Source organism: Subtercola sp. Z020, from assembly GCF_002931235.1.
Lineage (GTDB): Bacteria > Actinomycetota > Actinomycetes > Actinomycetales > Microbacteriaceae > Subtercola.
The window spans coordinates 1-21916 of record NZ_PSTT01000104.1; the positions used below are offsets into that span (position 1 = coordinate 1).

Here is a 21916-nt window from a genome sequence, read left to right on the forward strand (position 1 = left end):
GATCATCGCGGCCCACCAGGGCACGGTCGAGGCGGTCGAGACGGCCGGCGGCGGCGCCCTCGGGCGCTGCCAGGGGGAGGGAGACCCGGAAGGTGGCGCCGCCGCCGGCCGTCTCGACCGCCTCGACCGTGCCCTGGTGGGCCGCGATGATCGACGCCACGATCGCGAGCCCGAGGCCGCTGCCGCCCGTCTCTCGGGTGCGCGACGAGTCCGCCCGCCAGAACCGCTGGAAGATCTTCTCGCGGATCTGGGGCGGGATGCCCTCGCCGTGGTCGATCACGTCGAGCACCGCGAGACGCTTCGTCTCATCCACCTGCACCGACACCTCGATCGGGCTGTCGTTCGCCGTGAACCGCAGCGCGTTGCCGATCAGGTTGGCGACCACCTGCCGGATCTTGTTCTCGTCGGCCATGATGATCGGCGCGACACCGTCGCGTTCCTGCGCATCGAAGCTCGACAGCGCGACGTCGGTGGGAGTGATCTCGACGGCTCCGTCGGCACCGACCCGGGTGCGGCGGCCCCGGAGCCGGGCGAGGGTCGCGCCGGCGAAGCTGATCGGACCGGTGAGCGAGGCGTTGGCCGCCGTCTTCTCCGCTGCCGTGCGTGCGTCGCGCTCGGCGGCGATGTCGTCCTCCGTCATGCCGAACGGGTTCGTCGCCGCCTCTGCTGCGGGTGCGAGCGACACCGGCTGCGAGGATCGGGGAAGGATGATCGACACGACGCGTTCGGGGCTGGAGGCCCGGGCATCCAGAGCCGCATCGACGGCGATCGGAACCAGGTCGATGCGCGTCAGGTTCATCGGCCGCGTCTCGTCGAGGCGCGCGAGTTCGAGCAGGTCTTCGACCAGCGCGCCCATGCGGATCGCCTCCTTCTCGATGCGGTCCATCGCCTTCGCCACCTCTTCGGGCGACTGCAGGGCGCCCATGCGGTAGAGCTCCGCGTAGCCGCGCACCGAGACCAGAGGAGTGCGGAGCTCGTGGCTGGCGTCGCCGACGAAGCGGCGCATCTGCTCGATCGTCTTGGCGCGATCGCTGAAGGCGGTGTCGATGCGACTCAGCATCGTGTTCAGCGACCGGTTGAGTCGCCCGACCTCGGTGTTGGGCGTCGCATTCGACATGCGCTGGCTGAAGTCCCCGTTCGCGATCTCGGCGGCCGTGCGCTCGACTGCCCGCAGGGGAGCGAACGTGCTCGTCACGAGCAGCCGCGTCAGCAGGGCCCCGAGAACGACGACGCCCACGCTGAACGCGAGGAAGATCGAGAGGTAGGTGGTGGTGATGCTCTCGGTGCGCTCGAGCGAGGCGGCGATCACCATGGTTCCGGTGGTCTGGTCCTGAAAGCCGATCGTTCGCACGATGGCGTGCCACTGGTCCTTGCCGTCGGCGGAGGCGATCTCGTAGATCGGCTTCTGGGCCTGCGCTTCGGCGGTGGGCGTCGTGGGCAGGGTGCTGAGGTCGGGCTCCCGCGACGCAGCCTGCGAACCCCAGTTACTGGTCGTGATGGTGCCGTCGGGGCCGAGCAGGGCGACGTAGTACGTCGTCGAGGCCGACGAGACGGTGTCGAGCGTGAAGACGTCTTTCGTCGCGCCCTTGCCGAGGAAGGTGGAGACGTCGTCATAGCCGACCGACAGCCCCTTATCGACCTGCTGCAGGAGGTACGAGCGCAGCACGGTCATGGTGCCGATGCCGGCGACGATGAGACCGACCGTCAGCAGCAGAACCGTCACACCGGTGATCTTGGTGCGCAGGGAGATGGACCCCCAGAAGGTCGCCGGTGTCACAGCCATAGTTCCTCAAACCCTACCCGGCGCCAGCTCCCGCGGGCGCCCCCGACCCCGAACACCCACCCGGCGCCCAGCGGGCGCGGCACGAGCTCAGACCTTGCTGACCTTCAGCATGTAGCCGAACCCGCGCTTCGTCTGGATGAGCGACTCGTCGGAGTACTGGTCGAGCTTGCGCCGGAGGTAGGAGATGTACGATTCCACGATTCCCGCGTCTCCGTTGAAGTCGTACTCCCAGACGTGGTCGAGGATCTGGGCCTTCGAGAGCACGCGGTTCGGGTTCAGCATGAGGTAGCGCAGCAGCTTGAACTCGGTCGGGCTCAGCTCGATGGCCGTGTCGGCGACGAAGACCTCGTGAGTGTCCTGGTCCATCGTCAGCTCGCCGGCACGGATGATCGCGTCTTCGTCGGCCTGCATCGTGCGGCGGAGGATCGCCTTGATGCGCGCGACGATCTCGTCGAGGCTGAACGGCTTGGTGACGTAGTCGTCGCCGCCCACCGTGAGGCCGGTGATCTTGTCTTCGGTGTCGTCTTTGGCCGTGAGGAAGAGGATGGGCGCCGTGTAGCCGGCGGCCCGCAACCGCTTCGTGACGCCGAAGCCGTTCATGTCGGGCAGCATCACGTCGAGGATGATCAGGTCGGGCTCCTCTTCGAGCACCGCCGAGATGGTCTGGGCGCCGTTGCTCACAGCCCGCACGGCGAAGCCGGCGAAGCGCAGGCTGGTCGTGAGCAGGTCGCGGATGTTGGGCTCGTCGTCGACGATGAGGATTCGGGGTCCGGTCATGATCCCATTATCTGCGGGTTCACTGGATGCTTGCTGTGAGCCGTCTTCAGACGGCGACCGGATGCCCGTCCAGCGATTCGGCGTCGAGAATGGTGTAGCTGTAGCCCTGCTCGGCCAGGAAGCGCTGGCGGTTCTGCGCGAAGTCCTGGTCCACCGTGTCGCGGGCGACGAGCGTGTAGAAGTTCGCCGAGAGGCCGGACTCCTTCGGCCGCAGCAGCCGGCCCAGGCGCTGCGCCTCCTCCTGCCGCGAACCGAACGACCCCGACACCTGGATCGCGACGGTCGCCTCGGGCAGGTCGACGGAGAAGTTGGCGACCTTGCTCACCACGAGGATGGGCTCCTCGCCGACGCGGAACGCCTGGTAGAGCCGCTCGCGCTCCGCGATCGGGGTCGACCCCGTGAGCTGCGGAACACCGAGCTCGGCAGAGAGCTCGTCGAGCTGGTCGAGGTACTGCCCGATCACCAGGATGCGTTCGCCCGCGTGCTTCGCCACGAGAGCGCGCACGACATCGAGTTTCGCGGGTGCGGTCGCGGCGAGCCGGTACCGCTCATCATCCGACGCTGCCGCGTAGACGAGGCGATCCTGCTGGGGCAGGTCGATGCGCACCTCGAAGCAGTCGGCGGGGGAGATGTAGCCCTGGGCCTCGATCTCCTTCCACGGTGCGTCGAAGCGTTTCGGCCCGATCAGGCTGAAGACGTCGCCCTCGCGACCGTCTTCGCGCACGAGGGTCGCCGTCAGGCCGAGCCGGCGGCGCGCCTGCAGGTCGGCGGTGAGCTTGAACACGGGGGCCGGCAGCAGATGCACCTCGTCGTAGACGACCAGTCCCCAGTCGAGGGCGTCGAGCAGCTCGAGGTGTGCGTAGGCACCCTTCCGCTTGGCCGTCAGGATCTGGTAGGTCGCGATCGTGACCGGCTTGACCTCTTTCACCTGGCCCGAGTACTCGCCGATCTCGTCTTCGGTCAGCGAGGTTCGGCGAAGCAGCTCGGAGCGCCACTGCCGGGCAGAGACGGTGTTGGTGACGAGGATGAGCGTGTTCGTCTTCGCGGTCGCCATCGCTCCCGCGCCGACCAGCGTCTTGCCGGCGCCGCAGGGAAGCACGACGACGCCCGATCCGCGTTCGAAGAAGTTGTCGATGGCCTCCTGCTGGTAGCCGCGCAGGTTCCAGTCGGTGGTGTCGAGCGTGATCTCGTGGGGGGTGCCGGGCGTGTAGCCGGCGAAGTCCTCGGCGGGCCAGCCGAGTTTGACGAGCTCCTGCTTCAACTGCCCACGGGCCCAGGGTTCGATCTGGTACGTGTCGTCGGAGAGCCGGGAGGGCAGCAGCGGCGCGATCTTCCGGCCCTTGACGATCTCGGTCAGCACGGCCGTGTCGGTCGCGCGGAGGGTCAGCACGCCGTCGGCCTGCCGCTCGATCACCAGCCGGCCGTACCGCCCGACCGTCTCGGCGATGTCGATCGACACCGACTGCGGGATCGGGAACTTCGAGTACCGTTCCAGCGTGCCGAGGATCTCCTCCGCCGTGTGGCCTGCCGCGCGGGCGTTCCAGAGACCCAGCCGCGTGATGCGGTAGGTGTGGATGTGCTCGGGGGCACGCTCGAGTTCGGCGAAGACCGCGAGCTCGTGCCGGGCGCTCTCGGCCGCCGGATGCGCCACCTCCAGCAGCACGGTGCGGTCGCTCTGAACGATCAGTGGTCCGTCTGGCATAACTGCCAATCCTACGTGCCCCGCGGGCGCACCTCGCCCCCGGGGGGCGAAGGGCCGGCCCCGCTCAGTCCGTCTGGCCCGCGGGCTGCACCTGGGTGATGCTCGCGAGGGGCAGCGTGCGTTCGACGCCCGCCTTCTGGTCGGTTCCGCGCATGCGGCCGCTGCCGATGCTCGTCGGCACGACCGGAAAACTGACCTCCGTGCCGTTCGGCAGCTTCACGGTCACGATCACGGCCGTCTTGCTCTTCACCGCGACATCCAGCTGCCGAACGAGCCAGGCCTCAGCGGTGTCGGCGCCGGGTTGCGCGCCACTGCCTCGCAGGCGGTTCACCAGCAGCTCGGCGGCCTCGTTCGAGGTCTCCCGCTGCGGTTCGACGACATGCACCCGGTTCAGGGCGACCGGATTGCCGTCGGCGCCCTCGGCGATCACCGGGTAGCGCGCATCGACGAGCATCCAGTAGAGCGTGTCGAGGTCGGAACGACTGGTCAGCCTGTTCTGCTCGGCGAAGACCAGCCCGAGGCCCGCGAGGTTCTGGTCGACGGCGATGGTGTGCAGCAGTTCGATGTCGTCGGAGCGCACGAAGCTCGCCGGCTGATCGGCGCTCGTCTGCGGCAGGGAGCCGGCGCGCAGCAGGCCGTAGCGCGCACTCGACTCAGAGATGAGGTAGTCGAGCGGTTGCGGGATGCCGCCCGGCGAGATGGTCGTGAGGAAGCTCCGGATGCTCGAGGCGGTGAACCCCGCACCCAGGGCCCGCGCGATCGACGCCTGCGAGATGCGGTACGACGACGCGATCGAATGCGTCTCGACCTGCGCCATCTGCCGGAGCGTCGCGTCGATGTCGGGCTTCAGCGGCCCGGGAGCGACCACCGTCAGGTCGTGCTGCAGGTAGACCGTCGAGACCTCGGGGGGAAGAAGCGGCAGGATGGCGGCCACCGCGGCGGCCTCGTTCTCGCAGAGCACAGCCGTTCCGGCGCTGCTGGCGAAGCCCGCGGTGGCGATGCCGAGGCGCTCGGCGTCAGCGGTGAACTCGCCGATCTGGCGGGTGAGTTCGTCGCCGCCGGCCGGGTACAGCCACGTCAGGTAGGCCTCGAGGCTCTCGCCCCACACGGTGTCGACCCGGGTGCAGAGCACCGTGCGCACGTTCTCGGGCAGGGCGTCGACCCAGGCCCCGGCAAGGCGGCCCCAGCGCTCGGCGAGGGGCAACAGCATCCAGTCCCGCGAGACGGGAGTGGCGAACCAGGAGGCGTTCTCGCGCGACACGAGCCCGGCCGTGGCGGCGACGCGCACGATCGCGTTCATCTGCTCGGGTTCCAGGCCGGTGGCCGCGCCGAGGCGCTTGGCATCGGGCACGGCCAGGCCGCCCTTGGCCAGCTCGCGCGCCGGCGTCAAAGCCAGCGCGTTCGTCAGTTCGGAGACGGCGACTGTGGTCTCGAAGGCGTGCTCCGCGGCGACCTGGTCGGTGTCACCGTGCTCGGCGGGTGTTCGCAGAGCCGCGGCGGCCGGGGCCGGAACGCCCGCCAGCTCGGCGATCGAGGGCAGCCCCGAGGCCGGCCAGTTCTCGAGCACGTCGAGCACGCTCTGGTAGGGCTGCAGGATGCCGTCGACTTCGGCCAGCAGCATGGCGTCGCGTGCGGCGAGCAGGTCGTCGCCGGCGTCGGCGAGCGGGATGCCGCCGCGGGCGACGAGCGCGAGGGTCGGCCGATCGAGGTGGGAGAGGGCATCCTGGATCGAGTCCGCCTTCAACAGGGCGTCGGCGAGGTCGAAGAAGTCCCGAAGGTCACGCGCCGAGAGCTGGCGCCTGTTGAGCAGTCGGATCAGGGCGTCGTCGCTCTGGGACTGCAGTCGGCCGGCCAGAGCGAGCGTGTCGCTCATTTGAGGGTTCGGGCCTCGCGGGACCGGCGCACGAGATTCACGACCAGCAGTGCGATGAAGAGTGCGATGGCGAGGGGGAGGCCGAACAGGGGGAGCACCAGGATGGTCGGCCAGATGCCCTGGCTGAAGCTGTCGCCCTTCATGCCGGCGGCAGTGCCGATGATCACGGCGAGGAACGCGAGGATGGAGAGCCCGATTGCGCTCGCGACCATGTACGCGAGAACGCGTTGGACCCTGTTGATGGTCGGGGAATTGGAGTCGGTCACGCCCCTAACAATACGCATCCCTCGAACAGCGAATAGGCTGAGGGGTGGCCGGAGTGCAAGAAACCGGCAAAGACTTAGAGGAGATCCACACATGCCAACCGGCAAGGTCAAGTTCTACGACGAAGAGAAGGGCTTCGGCTTCATCAGCTCCGATGACGGCCAGGAAGTCTTTCTGCACGCGTCAGCCCTGCCCGCCGGCGCAAGCGTCAGGGCGGGTACGAAACTCGAGTTCGGCATCGCCGACGGCAAGCGCGGAGTGCAGGCGCTCTCGGTGCGGGTGCTCGAGGCGCCGCCGAGCATGGTCAAGCTGAGCCGAAAGCCCGCCGACGACATGGCGGTCATCATCGAAGACCTGGTGAAGGTGCTCGACGGCATAGGCACGAACCTCAAGCGGGGCCGTTACCCCGAGTCGAGCCACAGCCGCAAGATCGCCGCCCTGCTGCGCAAGGTCGCCGACGAGCTGGACGCCTGAGTGGCGCACGAGGCTCCGGATGCCGTCGACCTCCCCGAGGGGGAGTTCACCGCTGAGGTGGCCGAGGCCGACGGGTCGATCGCCGAGATCGTCTACGAGGCCGACCCCGTTTTGCTGGCCGCGGTCGAGCAGGCGCGCTCTGCTCTCGCGGAGATCACCCCCGCCGACACCATCGGCGAGCTGATCGGTCACGAAGTCGAGGGCGAGCACGTGCTCAGCCTGTTCTTCGCTTCGCGCCTGGCCGGGTACCCCGACTGGCACTGGACGGCGACCCTCTCCCGCGTGAGCGACACCGACGAACCGTCGGTGCTCGAGGTCGAGCTGCTGCCCGGCGAGGCATCGGTGCTGTCGCCCGCCTGGGTTCCCTGGGCCGACCGGCTGAGTTCCGACGCGATCGTGGACGAGTCGGAGAGCGAGTTCGACGACGACGACACGGACGATGACGAGACGGACGACGACGAGACCGGCGACGCCGATGCGGATGACGCGGATGACGCCGCCGGCGAAGGTTACGGCGACGACTCCGGCATCGACGACTCGGATGACGACGACTCGGATGACGACGATTCCGACGACGACGACTCCGACGACCCCGACGACGAGGAGGTCGCCGCGCTGGCGCTCCGCCGCGACCGTGACGGCATCGACATCGACACCATCGCCGAGGAGGGCTTCGAGGGCTTCGAGTCCGGGCATCCGGAAGCCGAGCATCCGGAATCAGATCGCCCTGAACCGACCGACCCGGAGACCGACCCGCAGCCTGCAGTGATCGACCCCGACGCGGGCGCAGCCTTCGACGCGACCGACGATTTCACCCACGCGGGTGACCCGGAGGACTTCGAGGGCCTCGACCCCGACGCCGAGGGCCGCTAGCGCGGACCGGCCGGGCACGGGCACTGGCGCGGGTCGGCCGGGCTCGGGCCCGGCCGACTCCGGCTAGAGCGCGTCGACCACGTATTCGATGCAGCCGATGAGGGCGCGCACGTCGTCGGGCTCGACCGAGACGAACGTCGCGATGCGCAGCTGGTTGCGGCCGAGCTTGCGGTAGGGCTCCGTGTCGACGACGCCGTTCTCCCGCAGCACCTTCGCGATGGCGGCGGCGTCGATCGCCTCGTCGAAGTCGATCGTGGCGACGACCTGGGAACGGTGCTCGGGGTTCAGCACGAACGGCGTCGCGTAGGCGGAGGCGTTCGCCCACTCGTAGACCGCCGATGTGGACTCCGTCGTGCGGGCGCCCGCCCACGCGAGACCGCCGTTGCCATTGATCCACTCGACCTGGTTGTCGAGCAGCAGCAGCGTGGCGAGCGCCGGGGTGTTCAGCGTCTGGTTCAGGCGGGAGTTGTCGAGCGCGTTCTTGAGGCTCAGGAACTCGGGGATGTACCGGCCGGAGGCCGCGATCTGCTCGACGCGCTCGATCGCAGCGGGGGAGAAGAGGGCGAACCAGATGCCGCCGTCGGAGGCGAAGTTCTTCTGCGGGGCGAAGTAGTAGACGTCGGCCTCTGCGGCGTCGAAGTCGATACCGCCCGCCGCGCTGGTCGCGTCGATCACGGTGAGCGCGCCGGCGTCGCCGTGCACGCGGGTGACCGGCGCCATCACGCCCGTGCTGGTCTCGTTGTGCGGCCACGCATACACGTCGACCCCCTCGACGATCTCGACCTCGCCGCGAGAGCCGGCGGGCGCCGAGACGATGTGCGGCTTCTCGAGCCACGGGGCGGATGCTGCTGCAGCGAACTTGGAGCTGAACTCGCCGAACGTGAGGTTCTCGCTGCGGTTCAGGATGAGCCCGAACGCTGCCGCGTCCCAGAACGCCGTGGAGCCGCCGTTGCCGAGCACGACCTCGTAGCCCTCGGGGATGCGGAAGAGGTCGGCGAGGCCGGAGCGCACCGAGCCCACGAGATTCTTCACCGGAGCCTGCCGGTGCGAGGTGCCGAGGAGAGAGGCGCCGCGGGCCGAGAGATCGGCCAGCTGCTCCGCCCTGATCTTCGACGGCCCGGCGCCGAAGCGGCCGTCAGCGGGCAGGAGGGACGTGGGAATCTCTATCGCGGGCATGGCCCCCAGTGTAGTGAAGGCGGGTGCATCGCCGTCGATGGCGCCCAGTAGTCTTGTAGCCTACGTGCGCGAGAAGCAAGGAGCGGCCGTTGGCGGATTTGATCGACACCACTGAGATGTACCTCAGAACCATCCTGGAGCTCGAAGAAGAGAACATCACGCCCCTGCGCGCCCGCATCTCGGAGCGTCTCGGGCACTCCGGGCCCACCGTGTCGCAGACCGTCGGCCGCATGGAGCGCGACGGCCTGGTCGTCGTCTCCACCGACCGTCACCTCGAACTCACTGTTCCCGGCCGCCGCAAGGCGGTGCACGTCATGCGCAAGCATCGGCTCGCCGAGAGGCTGCTCAGCGATGTGATCGGCCTCGACTGGGAGTTCGTGCACGAAGAAGCCTGCCGCTGGGAGCACGTGATGAGCGAGCAGGTCGAGCGCCGCATCCTCGAGATGCTCGACCACCCGACGGAGTCGCCCTACGGCAACCCCATCCCCGGGCTCGAGGAGCTCGGTGACACCGAGGCCATCCCGTTCACCCGGGGGGTCGTCAACATCGTCACGCTCGTGCACGGCGCCGTGGGCGCGCAGACGAAGATCATCCGTCGGCTCGGTGAGCCGGCGCAGGTCGACCCCGAGCTTCTGCTGCAGTTGAAGCAGTCCGGGGTCGTTCCCGGCAACAGTGCGGCGTTCTCCGCAGCCGGTTCCTACGTTCTTGTAGAGGTTGAAGGTTTCAGCCAGGGGCTGGAGCTTCCCAACGAGGTGGCCAGCCACATCTTCGTCGGTATCTGACCCTGCCGATGCCCGCCACGACGGGCCACGACGAGTCGACCGGCCCGCTCGGCCGCGCCCGGATCGGGTACTTCGCACGGGCCAAGCTTCGTTACCAATTTGTTGCAATGTCGCGTTTCAACGTGACAAGGCCGGGGGGCTCCCGTACCATCGGTCTAGTTCCACGGGCTGACACCCAGGCCCCTGCGACTTCGAAGAAACAATTTTGAGGAAATAATCTTGCCCCTTTCGAGCGAATCTCCCGACTCCCCGGAGTCGAAGCACAACCCGAAAAGCATCACCCGAACCCGCGTCTCGCACGCAAAGCCCCGTGTCACCCCGAAGATCACGAAGCGCGGCGTCGCCAGCACCGTGGTCATGACGGCAGCTGCCGGTCTCATCGCCACCATGGCCCTCCCCGCCTACGCGTTCAGCACCGCGGGCGCCTTCGACCCGAGCGCATCCACCATGTCGATCGAGACGGGCCAGCAGACGCTCGCCGTCGACGCCCTCGCCGTCGACACCGCCGTCAACCGCGACAACTACCAGGCTCCGACCAAAGAAGACATGGCCGCCGCGAAGGCCAAGGCTGAGGCAGAAGCCGCCGCCGCAGCCGCCAAGGCCGCTGCGCTGCGGGTCGCCGCCGTCTCGAACACGACCTCAACGTCGAGCACCTCGGGCGCATCCAGTTCCTCGAAGGGCAGCGGCTCCTCGAACGCCGGCCTCGTCGTCGACCCGCCCTCCGGCCCCTACAGCGGCGAGGCCGTCGTCGACTTCGCCATGCAGTTCGTGGGCGTCGTGCCCTACGGCTCGGGTGCCAGCCCCGACACCAGCTTCGGCTGCGACGGGCTCACCCAGTACGTCTTCAAGCAGTTCGGCATCAACCTGCCGCGCACGGTGAGCAACCAGGCCGCCATGGGCACCCGCATCTCGGCCGCCGACGCGCAGCCCGGCGACCTGATGATCTACCCGATCGGCCACGTCGGCATCTACGCCGGCAACGGCAAGATGATCGACTCGCCCGACTGGGGTCGCTTCGTCGAGTACCGCCCGACCTGGGGCAGCTACTACTTCGTACGGTTGGGTATCTAAGCTCCCTCCATGCACCAGGTTCCCTCATCGAGGCGTGAGCGCCGAGAGCTCGAACGGCAGGCTTCGGCCGAGCCCGGGCTCGACCGGCCAGCCGTCGTGCCGGCTGTCTTCGAGACTCCGGATGCCCGGCCGGCCGTCACCGCTTCAGCCCCCATCGCGCTTCCCGCCGGTCTCGTCGAACACCTGACGGGCCGCTCCGCGGCGCCGACGGCCACTGCGGCCGCGCCGGCCATCGACCCGGCGATCTTCGAACACCTCGCCGGGTCGCGCGTCACGGCCACGCCCGCAGTGGTGGCCCCCGGGGCCGTGACCGTGCCCGTCGCGCCTGCTCTAGGGGCCGTCGCGGCAGCGCCCGCGGCGGTGGCCGTCACCGCGGTGACCGTACCCGCCACGGCAGACGTCGCCGCCGCGCCCGTCGCGCCCGCCCCCGTCGCCCGCCCGGTCGGCGCTGCACGCCAGACCGCCGTGGCCACGAAGCCCCTGCTGTCGAAGCCCCGCCCAGCGCGCCCCTCGAAGAAGCGCCGCGTCGCCAACCTGGCTGTCATGACCGCCGCCTTCGGTCTCATCGCCACCATGGCGTTGCCCGCCTACGCCTTCTCCACCTCCGGGGCGTTCGACCCGGTCTCCGACGCATCCCAGTTCTCGCTCGGAGCGCAGACCATCCAGTCGAGCGTCGACCAGGGTGCGCTCGCCGTCAATCGCGACAACTACCAGGCTCCCACGGCCGAACAGCTGAAGGCCCAGCAGCTCGCCGCAGCGGCCGCGGCCCAGGCGGCGGCGCAGGCCGCAGCGCTCAAGCTGTCGTCGAGCAGTGCCATCAGTGCCGCGGCCTACCCCTCGACGGTCTCGCCGGCCGTGCAGGCGCTCGCCCAGGAGCTGATGGATGCCGTCGGTTCAGGCAAGCTCGTCGGCTCCCGCCCCGACCACATCAAAGAGATCCAGTACCTCGCCTCCGGCCAGGTGGTGGACGGCTGCGGAGTCGACATCCGGGTACTGCAGACCATCAAGGTCGCGGTCGACAACTTCGCCAAGGTGGGCGTGAGCGACATCAACCGCCTCTGCACCGGCCAGATCGAGGGTGCCGGCACGATGTCGCCGCACTACCGCGCCGGTGGCGGACACGCCGTCGACTTCTACATCCTGAACGGCCACAGCTTGACCGGCGGCGACTCGGACTCGATGAAGCTGCTGCGCCTGCTCGATCCGCTCGTTCCGCCGAACACCAACGTCGGCCAGAGCGGCTGCCGGGCATCCGGTTCGGGCTTCGTCAACCTCAGCGAATTCAGCGACTCGTGCAGCCACCTGCACGTCGACTTCATCAGTGCCCGCGGCTCGACGCTCAGCTAGTGTGAACACTCCGTTACAGGATGCTCTGAGCCGGGTTCGACCGTAGGGTTTCGCGGCATTTCTTGTTAGCCTTCTCGCACTGATATTCCTCGAAACATCGGGAGAGTTCGTGAACCAGACAGGCAGCATCCCCACCACGGGTGTCGGCCTGCGCGGCGCGCGAATACTCAGCGGCGTGCACATATCCCGCGCTCGTGCGTGCGGTGTGTGCCGTGCGTGCGATCTGGCGTTGTCTTTGTGACAACGCCTTTTTTTGTGCCCGCCCGCCCGCTGCGTGACCGGAATCTCAGCACCGTGGAATCCCTGGTAGCCGACCAGGGGCCTCGAAAGGGAGAAAATGCGAACGCTGGTACTGAACGCGGGCTATGAGCCGCTGGGAGTTGTGTCATTCCGACGGGCGCTGGTGCTCGTCATGAACGACAAAGCCAAGATCGTCGAGAGCGATGAGGATGCGCCCGTCTGGGCGTCGTCGGGAGCCTACGAGCGGCCGTCTGTCATTCTGCTGACGCGCTACGTGAAGGTGCCGAGCTCCCGGCAGGTGCCCGTGAGCCGGCGCGGTGTTCTGCGTCGTGACAACCAGCGCTGCGCCTACTGCGGCAAGAACGCGACGACGATCGACCACATCCAGCCGCGATCGCGCGGGGGGAAGGACACCTGGGAGAACCTGGTCGCCTGCTGCCTGCGCTGCAACAACCTCAAGAGCGACAAGACGCTGGCCGAGATGGGCTGGTCGCTCCGCAGCCAGCCACGCATGCCGCACCACGCCGGCTGGTTCGTGCGCGGCGTCGAGAAGGCGCAGCCCGAGTGGGAGGGCTACCTGCAGCCTGCGGCGTAGACGGCGGTGGTTCCGGATGATCGTGAGCCGGTCATCCGGAACCACCGGCCCCGTCGGGCCGCGCTCTAGACGATGCGGATGAAGATGTAGCTGCCCCAGAGCCCGGGGTTGTGCGTGACGTAGCGGCCCCAGTCGGGGGAGTGGATCACGCCGCCATGACCGTCGTAGATACCGACGTGGGCGTTCGGCCAGACGACGAGGTCACCCGCGCGCACCTCTGAGGAGGAGACGCGCACGCCCATGGCGGTCTGGGCACTCACGAGTCGCGGCAGTTTGACGCCGAAGTGGCCGTAGACCCACTGGGTGAGGCCGTCGCAGCCGAAGCTGTCGTTGGGGTTCGCGCCCCAGCCGTAGGGAACGACGCCGACGTACTGCTCGGCGTAGGCCACGACGGCCTGGCCGTCGAACGGCTGGCTGGGGGAGTCGACGATGGGGGCAGGGCGGGGGCTCGACGAGCCGCTGTTGCCGCCACCGCCACCGGAGTTGCCTCCGCCCGAACTGCTTCCGCTGTCGCTGTCGCTGCTGTCGTCGCTGGCGCCTCCGCCTCCACCCCCGCCCGAGCCCTGGTTCGCGGCGGCTGCGGCCGCGGCCGCGGCGTCTGCTGCGGCCTGGGCGGCGGCGCGCGCCTGCTCCTCGGCCAGCTTGCGCTGCTGTTCGGCGACCACGCCGGCGTTGTACTGGGCTTCGGTGGTGATCGTGTCGGACTGCAGGGCCGCGAGCTGCACGGTCATCTCGTCCTGGTGCGCTTCCTGCTCCAGCAGGGCCGACTTCAGCCCCTGCTGGGCGTTCACAGCCTGCGTGAGGGAGTCTGCCGCGGCATCCGCCAGGGTTGAGAGCGCCTTCTCGGCGTCGTCGGCCTGCGCGCTCAGCGACGTGGCGGCGTTCGCATCCTGGGTCGCCTCGTCGAAGACTTTCTTCGAGGTGTCACTGAGCTTCGACATGGCGCCGAGCTGGTAGAGCAGGTTGTCGCTCTTCTCGCCGGAGACGAGGAGCTTCATCGAGAGGTCGGTGCCCGCCGAGCGGGCGAACTGCGCGCTGAGTCCGGCGGCCTGCTTACGCGAGGCGTCGGCCTTCGCACTGGCGTCGGCGGCCTGCGAACGGAGCTGTTCGGCTTTGAGTGTACCGGCGGCCAGGGCATCCTGAGCCGCCTCGTTCGCCGACCAGGCAGCGTCAGCGACGGCCTGGGCCGCGGCGACCTGGCTCTGGAGGCCCGAGTTGAGCCCCTGCAGCCGGTCGATCTCGCTCTGCTTGGAAGACTCGTTCGCCCGGGCCGCGACCACGTCGCTCCAGCTCGGGTAGTTGTCCGCGAGGGCCGGGGCGCCGCCGGTCACGGTTCCGGCGACGGCGAGCGCAGTCACAGAGAGGCCGACGAGGAAGACCCTCCACGGGGCGCGCGAGCGTTCGGCGCGACGGGGCGATGGCGACATGGATCCTCGAGACTGTTCACGTTCGTCACATTCGTCACTCGAGTCACACAAGCAACGCCTATAACACCAACAACAGCGTCCACAGTAGCAACACCCCGGCGTGTTGCCTACAGTTCTCTGCGAGGGATGCGGTATTCCGGGCGCGTCGCTGCACGCCTCGCCGGCATGGCGGGTGTAGAGGCGCCTTAGAAGTCGTCGACGTGCAGGTGGTTGCAGGTGTCGGCGAAGTCGCTGAAGTTCTTGAGGTTCGGCTCGTTGCCGGCCGATGCACGGCAGTTGCGCTGGCCGAGCCCGGAGCCGTACGGCATGATCGGGTCGAGCGTCTTGATGAGCGAGATGGATGCACCGTTCGACCCGTTCAGGCCCGACCCTCCGGCGCCGATGAAGTCGACCGCGTGCCCGCCGCCGTTGCGGTAGTGATTGGATGCCGTGCCGGCGCCCTCGATCTGGCCGGTGCAGCGGCGGTTGATGTCACTCACGGCGGCGCTGCCGAAGGCGCGCACCGCGGTCACCATCGCCTGCAGAATCACGGTGTCGATGCCACAGTTCGGAACCGACTTGCCAGCGGCGATGTAGGAGATCTCGAAGATGTGGTCGGGGTACGAACCGCGGAACTGGCCGCTGGCGACGTAGTCCATGAGCTCTTGCGCGAGGGCCTGCTGGTCGTCGGAGACCGGGCCGACGCTGACCCCCATGCCGGCGGCGCGGGCTGCAGCAGCCGCGGCTGCCTGTGCGCGGGCGGCTGCCGCGCGCGCCTCGACCCCCGCCTGGTACTGCGCCTCCGTGGTCGCGACGTTGCTCTCGAGCGAGGCGAGCTGGGCGTTCAGCTCCTCCTGGTGCGCACTCTGCTCATTCAGCGCGGCGATGAGGTCGCGCTGGGCGGCTGCGGCCTGTTCGAGCGCGGCCTGGGCTGCTGCGGCGAGGCCGGCCAGGGCATCCTTCGCCACCTGGGCCTGGGCGCTGACCGAGGCGGAGGTGTTCGCATCCTGCTTCGCCTGGTCGTAGATGCCGGAGATGGTCTCGCTGAGCTTGCCCATCGAGCTCAACTGCGACAGGAGGTCGCTCGCGGCCGACGAGCTGCTGCCGAGCAGCAGGGAGGTGATGTTCTGGCTGCCGGCCGACCGCGCGAACGTGGCGGCGATCAGGGCTGCCTGCTTGCTCGAGCCGTCGGCCTTCTCCTTCCAGCTGGCCGCGCTGGCGGCGAGCGAGTCGGCCTTGCTCTGGCCCGCGGCGAGAGCGGCCTGCGCGGCCTCGTCTTCGGCGCTCCGCTGTTCGACGAGCGCCTGGGCGGCCGCGGCCCGCTGCTGCAGGTCGGAGATGATGCGGTTGATGGTGTCGACCTCGGCCTGCTTGGCGGACTCGCTCGAGCGGGCGGCCTGCACATCGTCCCAGCTGGGATAGTCGTCGGCGAACGCAGCCGTCGTCGGGCCGAGGATGGTGCCGGCCGCGGCGAGTGCGACGATGAGCATGCCCGTGGCGAAGGTGCGGGCGTTTCGTCGGGTGCGCGTGGCTGTCGTGTTCGTCACACTCGTGTCTAACATCGGCTGCGCATCCCGGGCGGCTGCCGCTTCGGTGATTCGCCAACCCGAACGCTTGCTGAGCATCCGGCCGCCTGTGCAGCAGCCGCTCATCTGGCGCGCATCTGTCGTGCATCTGTCGCGGGGCGGCGAAAGCGCTAAACTCGTGCGGTCAGCCTCTGTAGCTCAATGGAAGAGCAAGTCCGTCCTAAGGATTAGGTTGGGGGTTCGAGTCCCTCCAGGGGCACGGTTCGACGGGGAACACAACGGGGGTAGAGATGTCTGGTCTTACAGGTGGTACGCGGGTGCTGAGGATGCTGGCAGCGGTCTCGATCGCGGGAGCTGCTGTTCTGGGTGTGGCAGGGCCGGCGTCCGCTGCGCCTGGTGCGGCCGATCCGGGGGGCGAGCCGGTCGCGACCGCTGTGGCGGTGCCGGTACCCACGGGGGAGCCGATACCCTCGGGTGACCCGATACCCTCGGGTGACCCGATACCCTCGGGTGACCCTGTGCCCTCGGGTGACCCGATACCCTCGGGTGACCCTGTGCCCTCGGGTGACCCTGTGCCCTCGGGTGACCCTGTGCCCTCGGGTGACCCTGTGCCCTCGGGTGACCCTGTGCCCTCGGGTGACCCGGTTCCCACAAGTGATCCGGTTCCGACGGGTGACCCTGTTCCGACGAGCGGCCCGACCGCGACGCCGTCGCCCGCTCCAGACGAGGCGGCGCCCCTCGCGACGACCGTGACGATCGGAACGCCGCCGGTCGTGACCTACGGCACACCTCTCGTGCTGCAGGCGACCGTGGTCGACTCGAAGGGCGACCCCGCTGAGGGAACTGTGCAGTTCACCGTCATGGGCAATACGTTCCAGACCCCGCAGGCCCTGGTCGACGGCTCGGTGGAGCTCGTCTACGGGAGCACATCGTTCGGGCCCGCCCCCGGGCAGGAGACCGTGGACCCCTACTTCCTCGTGCCCCCGGGTGTCGCTGTCGGCGTAGCCTTCACGCCCGCAGATGCGACCCGGTTCGCGCCGTCGTCGGCGAACCTCGATGTCACGATCGAGCGGGCCACCCCGAGCGTTGCAGCCGGCTGGGGTGGAGACGTGACGTCGCTGCCCGTGGGTGGCTTCTTCGAGGTCAAGGCGGTCGTCGCCACCGAAGAGACCCCCGGCCAGTACGTGCTGGCCGCTCCGACGGGAAGCGTCGACTTCTACATCGGAGGTGTGCTGGCAGGGTCTGCGCCCCTGGTCGCTGACACGGAGGGCTACAGCGGGGCTTCCGCGATCGTGGCCGGAACCGAGGTGGGCCCCCAGAGCGTACAAGCGGTGTACTCCGGCGACTCCAACTACCTCCCCGCGCGCAGTACCCCGGCACCCGGGCTGGTGTTCACGCCCGCCGTCGCTCCGACGCCCGGCCCCACCGCCACGCCCGGCCCCACGTCGCCGTCGGCCCCCGGCCCCTCGCACCTCGCCGAGACCGGCGCCTCGGCTCCGACCCTCGCCGCGTCGGGAGCCGGAGCGGTCGGCGTGCTGCTGCTCGGCCTGGCCCTCCTCGGTACCGCCCGCCGCCGCCGCCACGGCGCGGCCTGACCGACTCTCCGGATGCTGGCTGCGCCCTGCAGGGGGTGCGGTCAGGGTTCGGTGAAGGTCACGTCGGCGAGGGCGGCGGGGCGCTCGCGCGCGATGAAGGCGCGCTCCTGGGCGGCCCAGTGCTCCCAGTGCGGCGCGTAGGCGTCGCCGTCGCGGGCCAGCGCGCGCGTGCGGCGGGTGTCATCGTCGAGTTCGACCCAGACGCGGAGCGTCGCGAGGGCGGCGTTCTGGCGGCTGAGGCTGCCGACGCCCTCCACGATCAGCGGGAGGGTCGGATTGACGGAAGTCCACTCCGCTCTCTCGCCGGCGACCCAGTCGTAGCGCTGCCAGCGCGGAGTGGATGAGGCCAGCAGTTCGTCGTGGAGGTGGGTGCTCGCGGCATCGAGGCCGCTCCAGCCGGGGTAGATGTCGTCGAGGCGGATGAGGGTCACCGTTTCGGGCCAGCGGGCAGCGAGGGCGGTGGCGAGCTCCGATTTACCCGATCCGGAGCGGCCGTCGATGAGCACGACCGGGCCTCGGAACACGGTGGACGCCGGGGCTCGGGTGGCCTGGGGAGAGACCGGGGGCGCTGCGAGACGGCTCAGCAGAGCATCCGCCCGCGCATCTGCCAGAGGTGAGCCCACAAAGGGGAGGTTACAAGATTCTGTGGAAATCATGAATAATGGGCGCGTGCCATCGACGACCCGCAACTCCGCCCGAAATTCCCCTGCCGATGGGCGAAGTCGGAAGACCGACTTCTCCCGCCCGGAGCTGACGACGCCGTGGCAGAAGTTCACCGGCAATATCGTTGTGCGGGTGGTGGCCGCCGTGATTCTCGTGGGCGGCACGGGCGCGCTGACCTGGGCGGCCGTGAGCAGCACCCTCTAGCCTGCAGCACGCTCTAGCGTTTCGACACTCTCTAGCGTTACGACGCGCGCGGTGCAAGACCGGCGCGGTGGGGGTGCTGCGCTCCATAATGGGGTCATGGGACTTTTCATCGGAATCATCGTCGTCGGCATCATCCTGCTCGTACTGGGCATCGCGGTCGAGGCCGCGAAGATCTTGATCTACATCGGCATCGCCGTGCTGCTGATCGGCATCATCGCGACGCTGATCCGGTACATCCGCAACCGCGCTTAAGCGACGCGAAGGCTGACTCCGGCGTTGAGCGCGCCGCTATCCGCCGGCGACCCGCCGCAGGCAGTCGGCAGTCGGCCTGCGTCAGCCCGCGATCAGCAGGAACACCAGCGCGAGGAGCGCCGGCACCCCCTGCAGGGCGGCCGAGCGCATCCGGTCGCGCCCCGTCGACAGCAGAACCAGCGCCGCGAGCACGATCGACGCCATGGTGAAGACGGCGAGGGTGAAGCCCGCGGCGTGCGCGTCGGTGTGGAAGAGAACGATGCCGACACCGGCTCCGACGGCCAGGAACAGGTTGTAGAAACCCTGGTTGTACGCCAGCGGGGCCGTCGTGTCTGCGTCTGCCTGCGAGGTCAGGCCGAACCGCTTCCAGATGACCGGTTTTCGCCACTGCAGGCTTTCCATCACCCAGATGTAGACGTGCAGCAGCGCGCTCAGGGCGACAAAGACCGTGGCCAGGATATTCATGCGCCCAGTCTAGGGAAGCCCTTCTCGCTGTCAGCGGTTCGCAGTATCGTGTAAGTGCGCTGGGCAACGACCGCCGCGCAGTACCGAGAGGGAGACCCTATGGCTATCAACGACGACGACATCACCACCGAACAGGGAGCGGGCGGAGAGGGTCCCGCGGATGGCGGCGCAAACCCGAATGGGCACGACGGCGGGGCCGATGGCTCAGCTGACGCAGGGGAGGGCACCGCTGATGGCGGCGCGAACCCCGGTGGTCACGATGGCGGGGCCGACGGCTCGGCCGACGCAGGGGAGGGCACCGCGGATGGCGGCGCGAACCCCGACGGCCACGACGGCGGAGCTGACGGCTCGGCGTAGTGCCTGACTTCGAGCGCGGGCCGGGCGACCGGCCCGCGCTTCCTCACGTTCAGGAGTGAGAGGGGCGCCGAAACGGCGCCGAGGCGGCCCTGAGACGGCCCTGATACAACGCTGCGACAGCGTTCCCCGAGTAAGACAGCGTTCTGGAGTGACACAGCATGGATGCACGGCCCGGCCCAGGCAGACTGCCCGCCCTCACGCGAATGGTCGGCGACATCGCGCCGCAGTTCGGTGCCGAGTTCTGGGCGACGAAGCCCTACCTCAACGAGGCCGGCGCTGGCGAGGCATCCCGTTTCGCCGACCTGTTCACCGCCGAGGCCGTCGACGAGCTGGTCTCTGAACGGGGACTCCGCACGCCGTTCATGCGCATGGCGACGGAGGGTTCCGTGCTGAAGCCCGCTGCCTACACGGCGCCCGGCGGCTTCGGTGCCGAGGTGGCCGACCAGGTCTCGAGCGAGAAGGTCCTGGCCGAGTTCGCGGCCGGTGCCACGATCGTGCTGCAGGGGCTGCACCGCACGTGGCCTGCGCTCGTCGACTTCACGCGGGCGCTCACCGATGACCTCGGGCACCCCGCGCAGGTGAACGCGTACATCACGCCCGCCTCCAACCGCGGGTTCGATCCGCACTACGACGTGCACGATGTGTTCGTGCTGCAGATCAGCGGCGAGAAGCACTGGCGCATCCACGAGCCCGTGCACGAGGCGCCGCTCCGTGACCAGCCGTGGAGCGACCATCGCGCCGCCGTCGCCGCCCGCGCGACCGGTGCCCCCTACATCGACCATGTACTGAGCCCGGGTGACGCGCTCTACCTTCCGCGTGGCTGGATCCACTCCGCCGAGGCGCTCGGCGGCACGACGGTGCACCTGACGATCGGCGTCGCGGCGTACACCCGCGCCGACGTCGCGGCCAGCCTGCTGAACGTGATCGGCGAGACCGAGGCGCTCCGCACGTCGCTGCCGCTCGGTCTCGACTTCGACGATCCCGCCGAGATGGGGCCGATCGTCTCCGAGGTTCTCGCGGCGTTGCAGACGGCGCTGGCGGTTCGGGATGAACGTGCCGCCGCGTCGCGCCAGGTCGAACGTGTGGGGGCGGCGCTCTCGCGACGCCTCGCGGCCGACGTGCGACCGGAGCCGGTGTCGCCGCTCGCGACGGTCGAGGCGCTCGCGACGCTCGACGCGGCGACAGTGGTGCGCTGGCGGCGTTCGCAGCGGGCGCGGCTCGAGCAGGTACCCGGTGACGCGGGCGATGGGCCCGCGGCATCCGCAGACAGCGTTCGCATCGTGGCGGGGGCCAAGCGGCTGTCGCTGCCCGCCGAGGCGACGACCGCCCTCGAACGCCTGGTCACGGGCGAGCCGATCGCGGTCGGCGACCTGCCGGGGCTTGACCCCGACTCGGCCGTCGTCGTGGCGCGCCGGTTGCTTCGCGAGGGCGTGGTGGTGCCGGCGTGAGCCGGGCTCCGCGCTCCGACTCCCCTTCGCTCAGCCGCTGAACGTGGCGCAGGCAGCGGAACCCGACAAGGCACGGCAGAGGGCGCTCGACGGTCTGCCGCTGCGCCCGCTTGCGCCGGAGTCCGTTCCGGCGTCGAGCCCCTCGGCCGCGTCGATGGGGAGCGTCGACCTCCCGCGGGGCGCGGACGGTGGTGTGCAGGTGGGACTTCTTCGGGTGCCGCTCTCGACGACCCGGCACCTCGGGCAGGGCATCCCGGACTGGCTGCCCTGCAGCGACCGGTCCCGGCAGCGAGCCGATCCGCTCTTCGCGACGGGCTCGCGGGGGCTGACGTGGTTCCTGGTCGAGATCGACGGGGCGTGGGGGGCGAACGCCTTCACCTCGTCGGCGATCGGGCGCCGGCTCGGGCAGCAGCTGGTGACGCGCGTCGAGGCTGCAGGCATGCGGCCACTGGCGATCCGGCGCACCGGGCGGCGCGATGCGGAGGCGCAACAGCGCTGGAGGTGGGCGTTCGTCGACGCGCGCCCGGGCCGCGAGCAGGTGCGGTGGGGCGAGGTGTCGGCGCCGGCCGAGCTGCTGGATGTTCCGCTCGACGGGTCGACGGGCATCCCTTCGGCAGCGCCGATCTACGCTGTGTGCACACATGCCAAGCACGACCGGTGCTGCGCCGTGCGGGGCCGCCCCGTGGTGACGGCGCTCGCGGCGGAGTTCCCCGACGAGACCTGGGAGTGTTCGCACCTCGGCGGCGACCGGTTCGCGGGCACGATGGTGCTGTTCCCCGAGGGCCTCTACTACGGGCGGGTCGACGATGCCGACGCCGTCGCCGTCGTGCGCCTGGCGCGGGAGGGGCGGGTCGACGAGCGCTTCTTCCGCGGTCGGAGTTCGCTGACGCACGCGGTGCAGGCGGCGCAGCACTTCACCCGCGAGCTGACCGGCGACGACCGGCTGGCGGCGTTCCCCCCGCTCGGCGAGCGCGCGGCTCCGGATGGCGTCACGGTCGTGACGCTCGCGGCCGCCCCGCCCCGCGCTGCTGCACTCGTCGCCG

22 protein-coding genes and 1 tRNA gene are annotated in these 21916 nt (G+C 69.4%); 13 read left to right on the top strand and 10 right to left on the bottom strand.

Annotated elements, in window-relative coordinates; translation table 11 throughout:
- From C5B96_RS13645 to C5B96_RS13665, 5 genes are all read right to left on the bottom strand, one after another.
- The coding region (locus tag C5B96_RS13645; RefSeq protein ID WP_104245911.1) for a cell wall metabolism sensor histidine kinase WalK at nucleotides 1-1783 on the bottom strand (1783 nt) is incomplete at its 3' end.
- An 87-nt stretch (nucleotides 1784-1870) separates the two neighbouring features.
- Nucleotides 1871-2560 carry a response regulator transcription factor gene (locus C5B96_RS13650; protein ID WP_104245912.1) on the bottom strand — a complete coding sequence of 230 codons (690 nt, stop codon included), beginning with the start codon at nucleotides 2558-2560 and terminating at the stop codon, nucleotides 1871-1873.
- 46 nt (nucleotides 2561-2606) lie between these two features.
- Nucleotides 2607-4262 carry a DNA repair helicase XPB gene (locus C5B96_RS13655; protein WP_104245913.1) on the bottom strand — a complete coding sequence of 552 codons (1656 nt, stop codon included), beginning with the start codon at nucleotides 4260-4262 and terminating at the stop codon, nucleotides 2607-2609.
- A 64-nt stretch (nucleotides 4263-4326) separates the two neighbouring features.
- Nucleotides 4327-6135: a helicase-associated domain-containing protein gene (locus tag C5B96_RS13660; protein ID WP_104245914.1), complete on the bottom strand. Its 1809-nt coding sequence runs from the start codon at nucleotides 6133-6135 to the stop codon at nucleotides 4327-4329.
- A complete protein-coding gene (locus C5B96_RS13665) occupies nucleotides 6132-6401 on the bottom strand; it encodes a multidrug ABC transporter ATPase (protein ID WP_104245915.1) in 270 nt (89 codons plus the stop codon). The genes C5B96_RS13660 and C5B96_RS13665 overlap by 4 nt, the downstream gene beginning before the upstream one ends.
- Before the next feature lie 91 nt (nucleotides 6402-6492).
- Between C5B96_RS13665 and C5B96_RS13670 the strand changes: the two genes are divergently transcribed.
- Together C5B96_RS13670 and C5B96_RS13675 are read left to right on the top strand one after the other, a co-directional pair.
- Nucleotides 6493-6873 carry a cold-shock protein gene (locus C5B96_RS13670; RefSeq protein WP_104245916.1) on the top strand — a complete coding sequence of 127 codons (381 nt, stop codon included), beginning with the start codon at nucleotides 6493-6495 and terminating at the stop codon, nucleotides 6871-6873.
- Entirely contained in the window at nucleotides 6874-7746 is an 873-nt protein-coding gene (locus C5B96_RS13675) for a DUF3027 domain-containing protein (RefSeq protein ID WP_233189205.1), read from the top strand.
- A 63-nt stretch (nucleotides 7747-7809) separates the two neighbouring features.
- On the opposite strand, the gene serC is transcribed toward C5B96_RS13675, so the two are convergent.
- Nucleotides 7810-8922 (bottom strand): phosphoserine transaminase, encoded by a 1113-nt coding sequence (gene serC / locus C5B96_RS13680; protein WP_104245917.1) that lies wholly within the window; start codon nucleotides 8920-8922, stop codon nucleotides 7810-7812.
- A gap of 89 nt (nucleotides 8923-9011) precedes the next feature.
- Here serC and C5B96_RS13685 point away from each other — a divergent pair, with 89 nt between their 5' ends.
- From C5B96_RS13685 to C5B96_RS13700, 4 genes are all read left to right on the top strand, one after another.
- Entirely contained in the window at nucleotides 9012-9704 is a 693-nt protein-coding gene (locus C5B96_RS13685) for a metal-dependent transcriptional regulator (RefSeq protein ID WP_104245918.1), read from the top strand.
- A gap of 219 nt (nucleotides 9705-9923) precedes the next feature.
- The gene (locus C5B96_RS13690) at nucleotides 9924-10775 is read left to right on the top strand and encodes a C40 family peptidase (RefSeq protein WP_104245919.1); all 852 of its coding nucleotides are present in this window, start codon (nucleotides 9924-9926) and stop codon (nucleotides 10773-10775) included.
- A 9-nt stretch (nucleotides 10776-10784) separates the two neighbouring features.
- Nucleotides 10785-12122 (top strand): hypothetical protein, encoded by a 1338-nt coding sequence (locus C5B96_RS13695; RefSeq protein ID WP_104245920.1) that lies wholly within the window; start codon nucleotides 10785-10787, stop codon nucleotides 12120-12122.
- A gap of 337 nt (nucleotides 12123-12459) precedes the next feature.
- Complete coding sequence (locus tag C5B96_RS13700; RefSeq protein ID WP_104245921.1) at nucleotides 12460-12957, top strand: HNH endonuclease; 498 nt, start codon at nucleotides 12460-12462, stop codon at nucleotides 12955-12957.
- A gap of 65 nt (nucleotides 12958-13022) precedes the next feature.
- On the opposite strand, the gene C5B96_RS13705 is transcribed toward C5B96_RS13700, so the two are convergent.
- Together C5B96_RS13705 and C5B96_RS13710 are read right to left on the bottom strand one after the other, a co-directional pair.
- Nucleotides 13023-14384 (bottom strand): NlpC/P60 family protein, encoded by a 1362-nt coding sequence (locus tag C5B96_RS13705; RefSeq protein ID WP_104245922.1) that lies wholly within the window; start codon nucleotides 14382-14384, stop codon nucleotides 13023-13025.
- A 185-nt stretch (nucleotides 14385-14569) separates the two neighbouring features.
- Complete coding sequence (locus tag C5B96_RS13710) at nucleotides 14570-15925, bottom strand: hypothetical protein (protein WP_146078186.1); 1356 nt, start codon at nucleotides 15923-15925, stop codon at nucleotides 14570-14572.
- A gap of 151 nt (nucleotides 15926-16076) precedes the next feature.
- On the opposite strand from C5B96_RS13710, the gene C5B96_RS13715 reads away from it, so the two are divergent.
- Nucleotides 16077-16148, top strand: a tRNA-Arg gene (locus tag C5B96_RS13715).
- 295 nt (nucleotides 16149-16443) lie between these two features.
- Nucleotides 16444-17484, top strand: coding sequence for an Ig-like domain-containing protein (locus C5B96_RS13725; protein ID WP_146078187.1), 1041 nt, complete (start codon nucleotides 16444-16446; stop codon nucleotides 17482-17484).
- A 41-nt stretch (nucleotides 17485-17525) separates the two neighbouring features.
- On the opposite strand, the gene C5B96_RS13730 is transcribed toward C5B96_RS13725, so the two are convergent.
- Nucleotides 17526-18107: an ATP-binding protein gene (locus tag C5B96_RS13730; RefSeq protein ID WP_233189206.1), complete on the bottom strand. Its 582-nt coding sequence runs from the start codon at nucleotides 18105-18107 to the stop codon at nucleotides 17526-17528.
- A 46-nt stretch (nucleotides 18108-18153) separates the two neighbouring features.
- Between C5B96_RS13730 and C5B96_RS13735 the strand changes: the two genes are divergently transcribed.
- Nucleotides 18154-18351 (top strand): hypothetical protein, encoded by a 198-nt coding sequence (locus tag C5B96_RS13735; protein WP_104245926.1) that lies wholly within the window; start codon nucleotides 18154-18156, stop codon nucleotides 18349-18351.
- 96 nt (nucleotides 18352-18447) lie between these two features.
- Nucleotides 18448-18603 (top strand): hypothetical protein, encoded by a 156-nt coding sequence (locus C5B96_RS17640; protein WP_199176659.1) that lies wholly within the window; start codon nucleotides 18448-18450, stop codon nucleotides 18601-18603.
- A gap of 81 nt (nucleotides 18604-18684) precedes the next feature.
- Here C5B96_RS17640 and C5B96_RS13740 read toward each other — a convergent pair whose 3' ends face one another.
- Nucleotides 18685-19068, bottom strand: coding sequence for a DUF1304 domain-containing protein (locus tag C5B96_RS13740; RefSeq protein WP_104245927.1), 384 nt, complete (start codon nucleotides 19066-19068; stop codon nucleotides 18685-18687).
- A 99-nt stretch (nucleotides 19069-19167) separates the two neighbouring features.
- Here C5B96_RS13740 and C5B96_RS13745 point away from each other — a divergent pair, with 99 nt between their 5' ends.
- The 3 genes from C5B96_RS13745 to C5B96_RS13755 all read left to right on the top strand — a co-directional run.
- A complete protein-coding gene (locus C5B96_RS13745) occupies nucleotides 19168-19425 on the top strand; it encodes a BatC protein (RefSeq protein WP_104245928.1) in 258 nt (85 codons plus the stop codon).
- A 158-nt stretch (nucleotides 19426-19583) separates the two neighbouring features.
- Entirely contained in the window at nucleotides 19584-20873 is a 1290-nt protein-coding gene (locus C5B96_RS13750; protein WP_104245929.1) for a cupin domain-containing protein, read from the top strand.
- Nucleotides 20874-20916: 43 nt separating this feature from the next.
- A partial coding sequence (locus C5B96_RS13755; RefSeq protein ID WP_233189207.1) for a sucrase ferredoxin occupies nucleotides 20917-21916 on the top strand: 1000 nt, incomplete at its 3' end.

Coding starts and splice junctions, on each gene's coding strand:
- C5B96_RS13650 (WP_104245912.1), bottom strand. CDS start 2,560: ATGACCGGACCCCGAATCCTCATCGTCGACGACGAGCCCAACATCCGC.
- C5B96_RS13700 (WP_104245921.1), top strand. CDS start 12,460: ATGCGAACGCTGGTACTGAACGCGGGCTATGAGCCGCTGGGAGTTGTG.
- C5B96_RS13660 (WP_104245914.1), bottom strand. CDS start 6,135: ATGAGCGACACGCTCGCTCTGGCCGGCCGACTGCAGTCCCAGAGCGAC.
- C5B96_RS17640 (WP_199176659.1), top strand. CDS start 18,448: ATGGGACTTTTCATCGGAATCATCGTCGTCGGCATCATCCTGCTCGTA.
- C5B96_RS13750 (WP_104245929.1), top strand. CDS start 19,584: ATGGATGCACGGCCCGGCCCAGGCAGACTGCCCGCCCTCACGCGAATG.
- C5B96_RS13655 (WP_104245913.1), bottom strand. CDS start 4,262: ATGCCAGACGGACCACTGATCGTTCAGAGCGACCGCACCGTGCTGCTG.
- C5B96_RS13745 (WP_104245928.1), top strand. CDS start 19,168: ATGGCTATCAACGACGACGACATCACCACCGAACAGGGAGCGGGCGGA.
- C5B96_RS13670 (WP_104245916.1), top strand. CDS start 6,493: ATGCCAACCGGCAAGGTCAAGTTCTACGACGAAGAGAAGGGCTTCGGC.
- C5B96_RS13740 (WP_104245927.1), bottom strand. CDS start 19,068: ATGAATATCCTGGCCACGGTCTTTGTCGCCCTGAGCGCGCTGCTGCAC.
- C5B96_RS13705 (WP_104245922.1), bottom strand. CDS start 14,384: ATGTCGCCATCGCCCCGTCGCGCCGAACGCTCGCGCGCCCCGTGGAGG.
- C5B96_RS13695 (WP_104245920.1), top strand. CDS start 10,785: ATGCACCAGGTTCCCTCATCGAGGCGTGAGCGCCGAGAGCTCGAACGG.
- serC (WP_104245917.1), bottom strand. CDS start 8,922: ATGCCCGCGATAGAGATTCCCACGTCCCTCCTGCCCGCTGACGGCCGC.
- C5B96_RS13710 (WP_146078186.1), bottom strand. CDS start 15,925: ATGTTAGACACGAGTGTGACGAACACGACAGCCACGCGCACCCGACGA.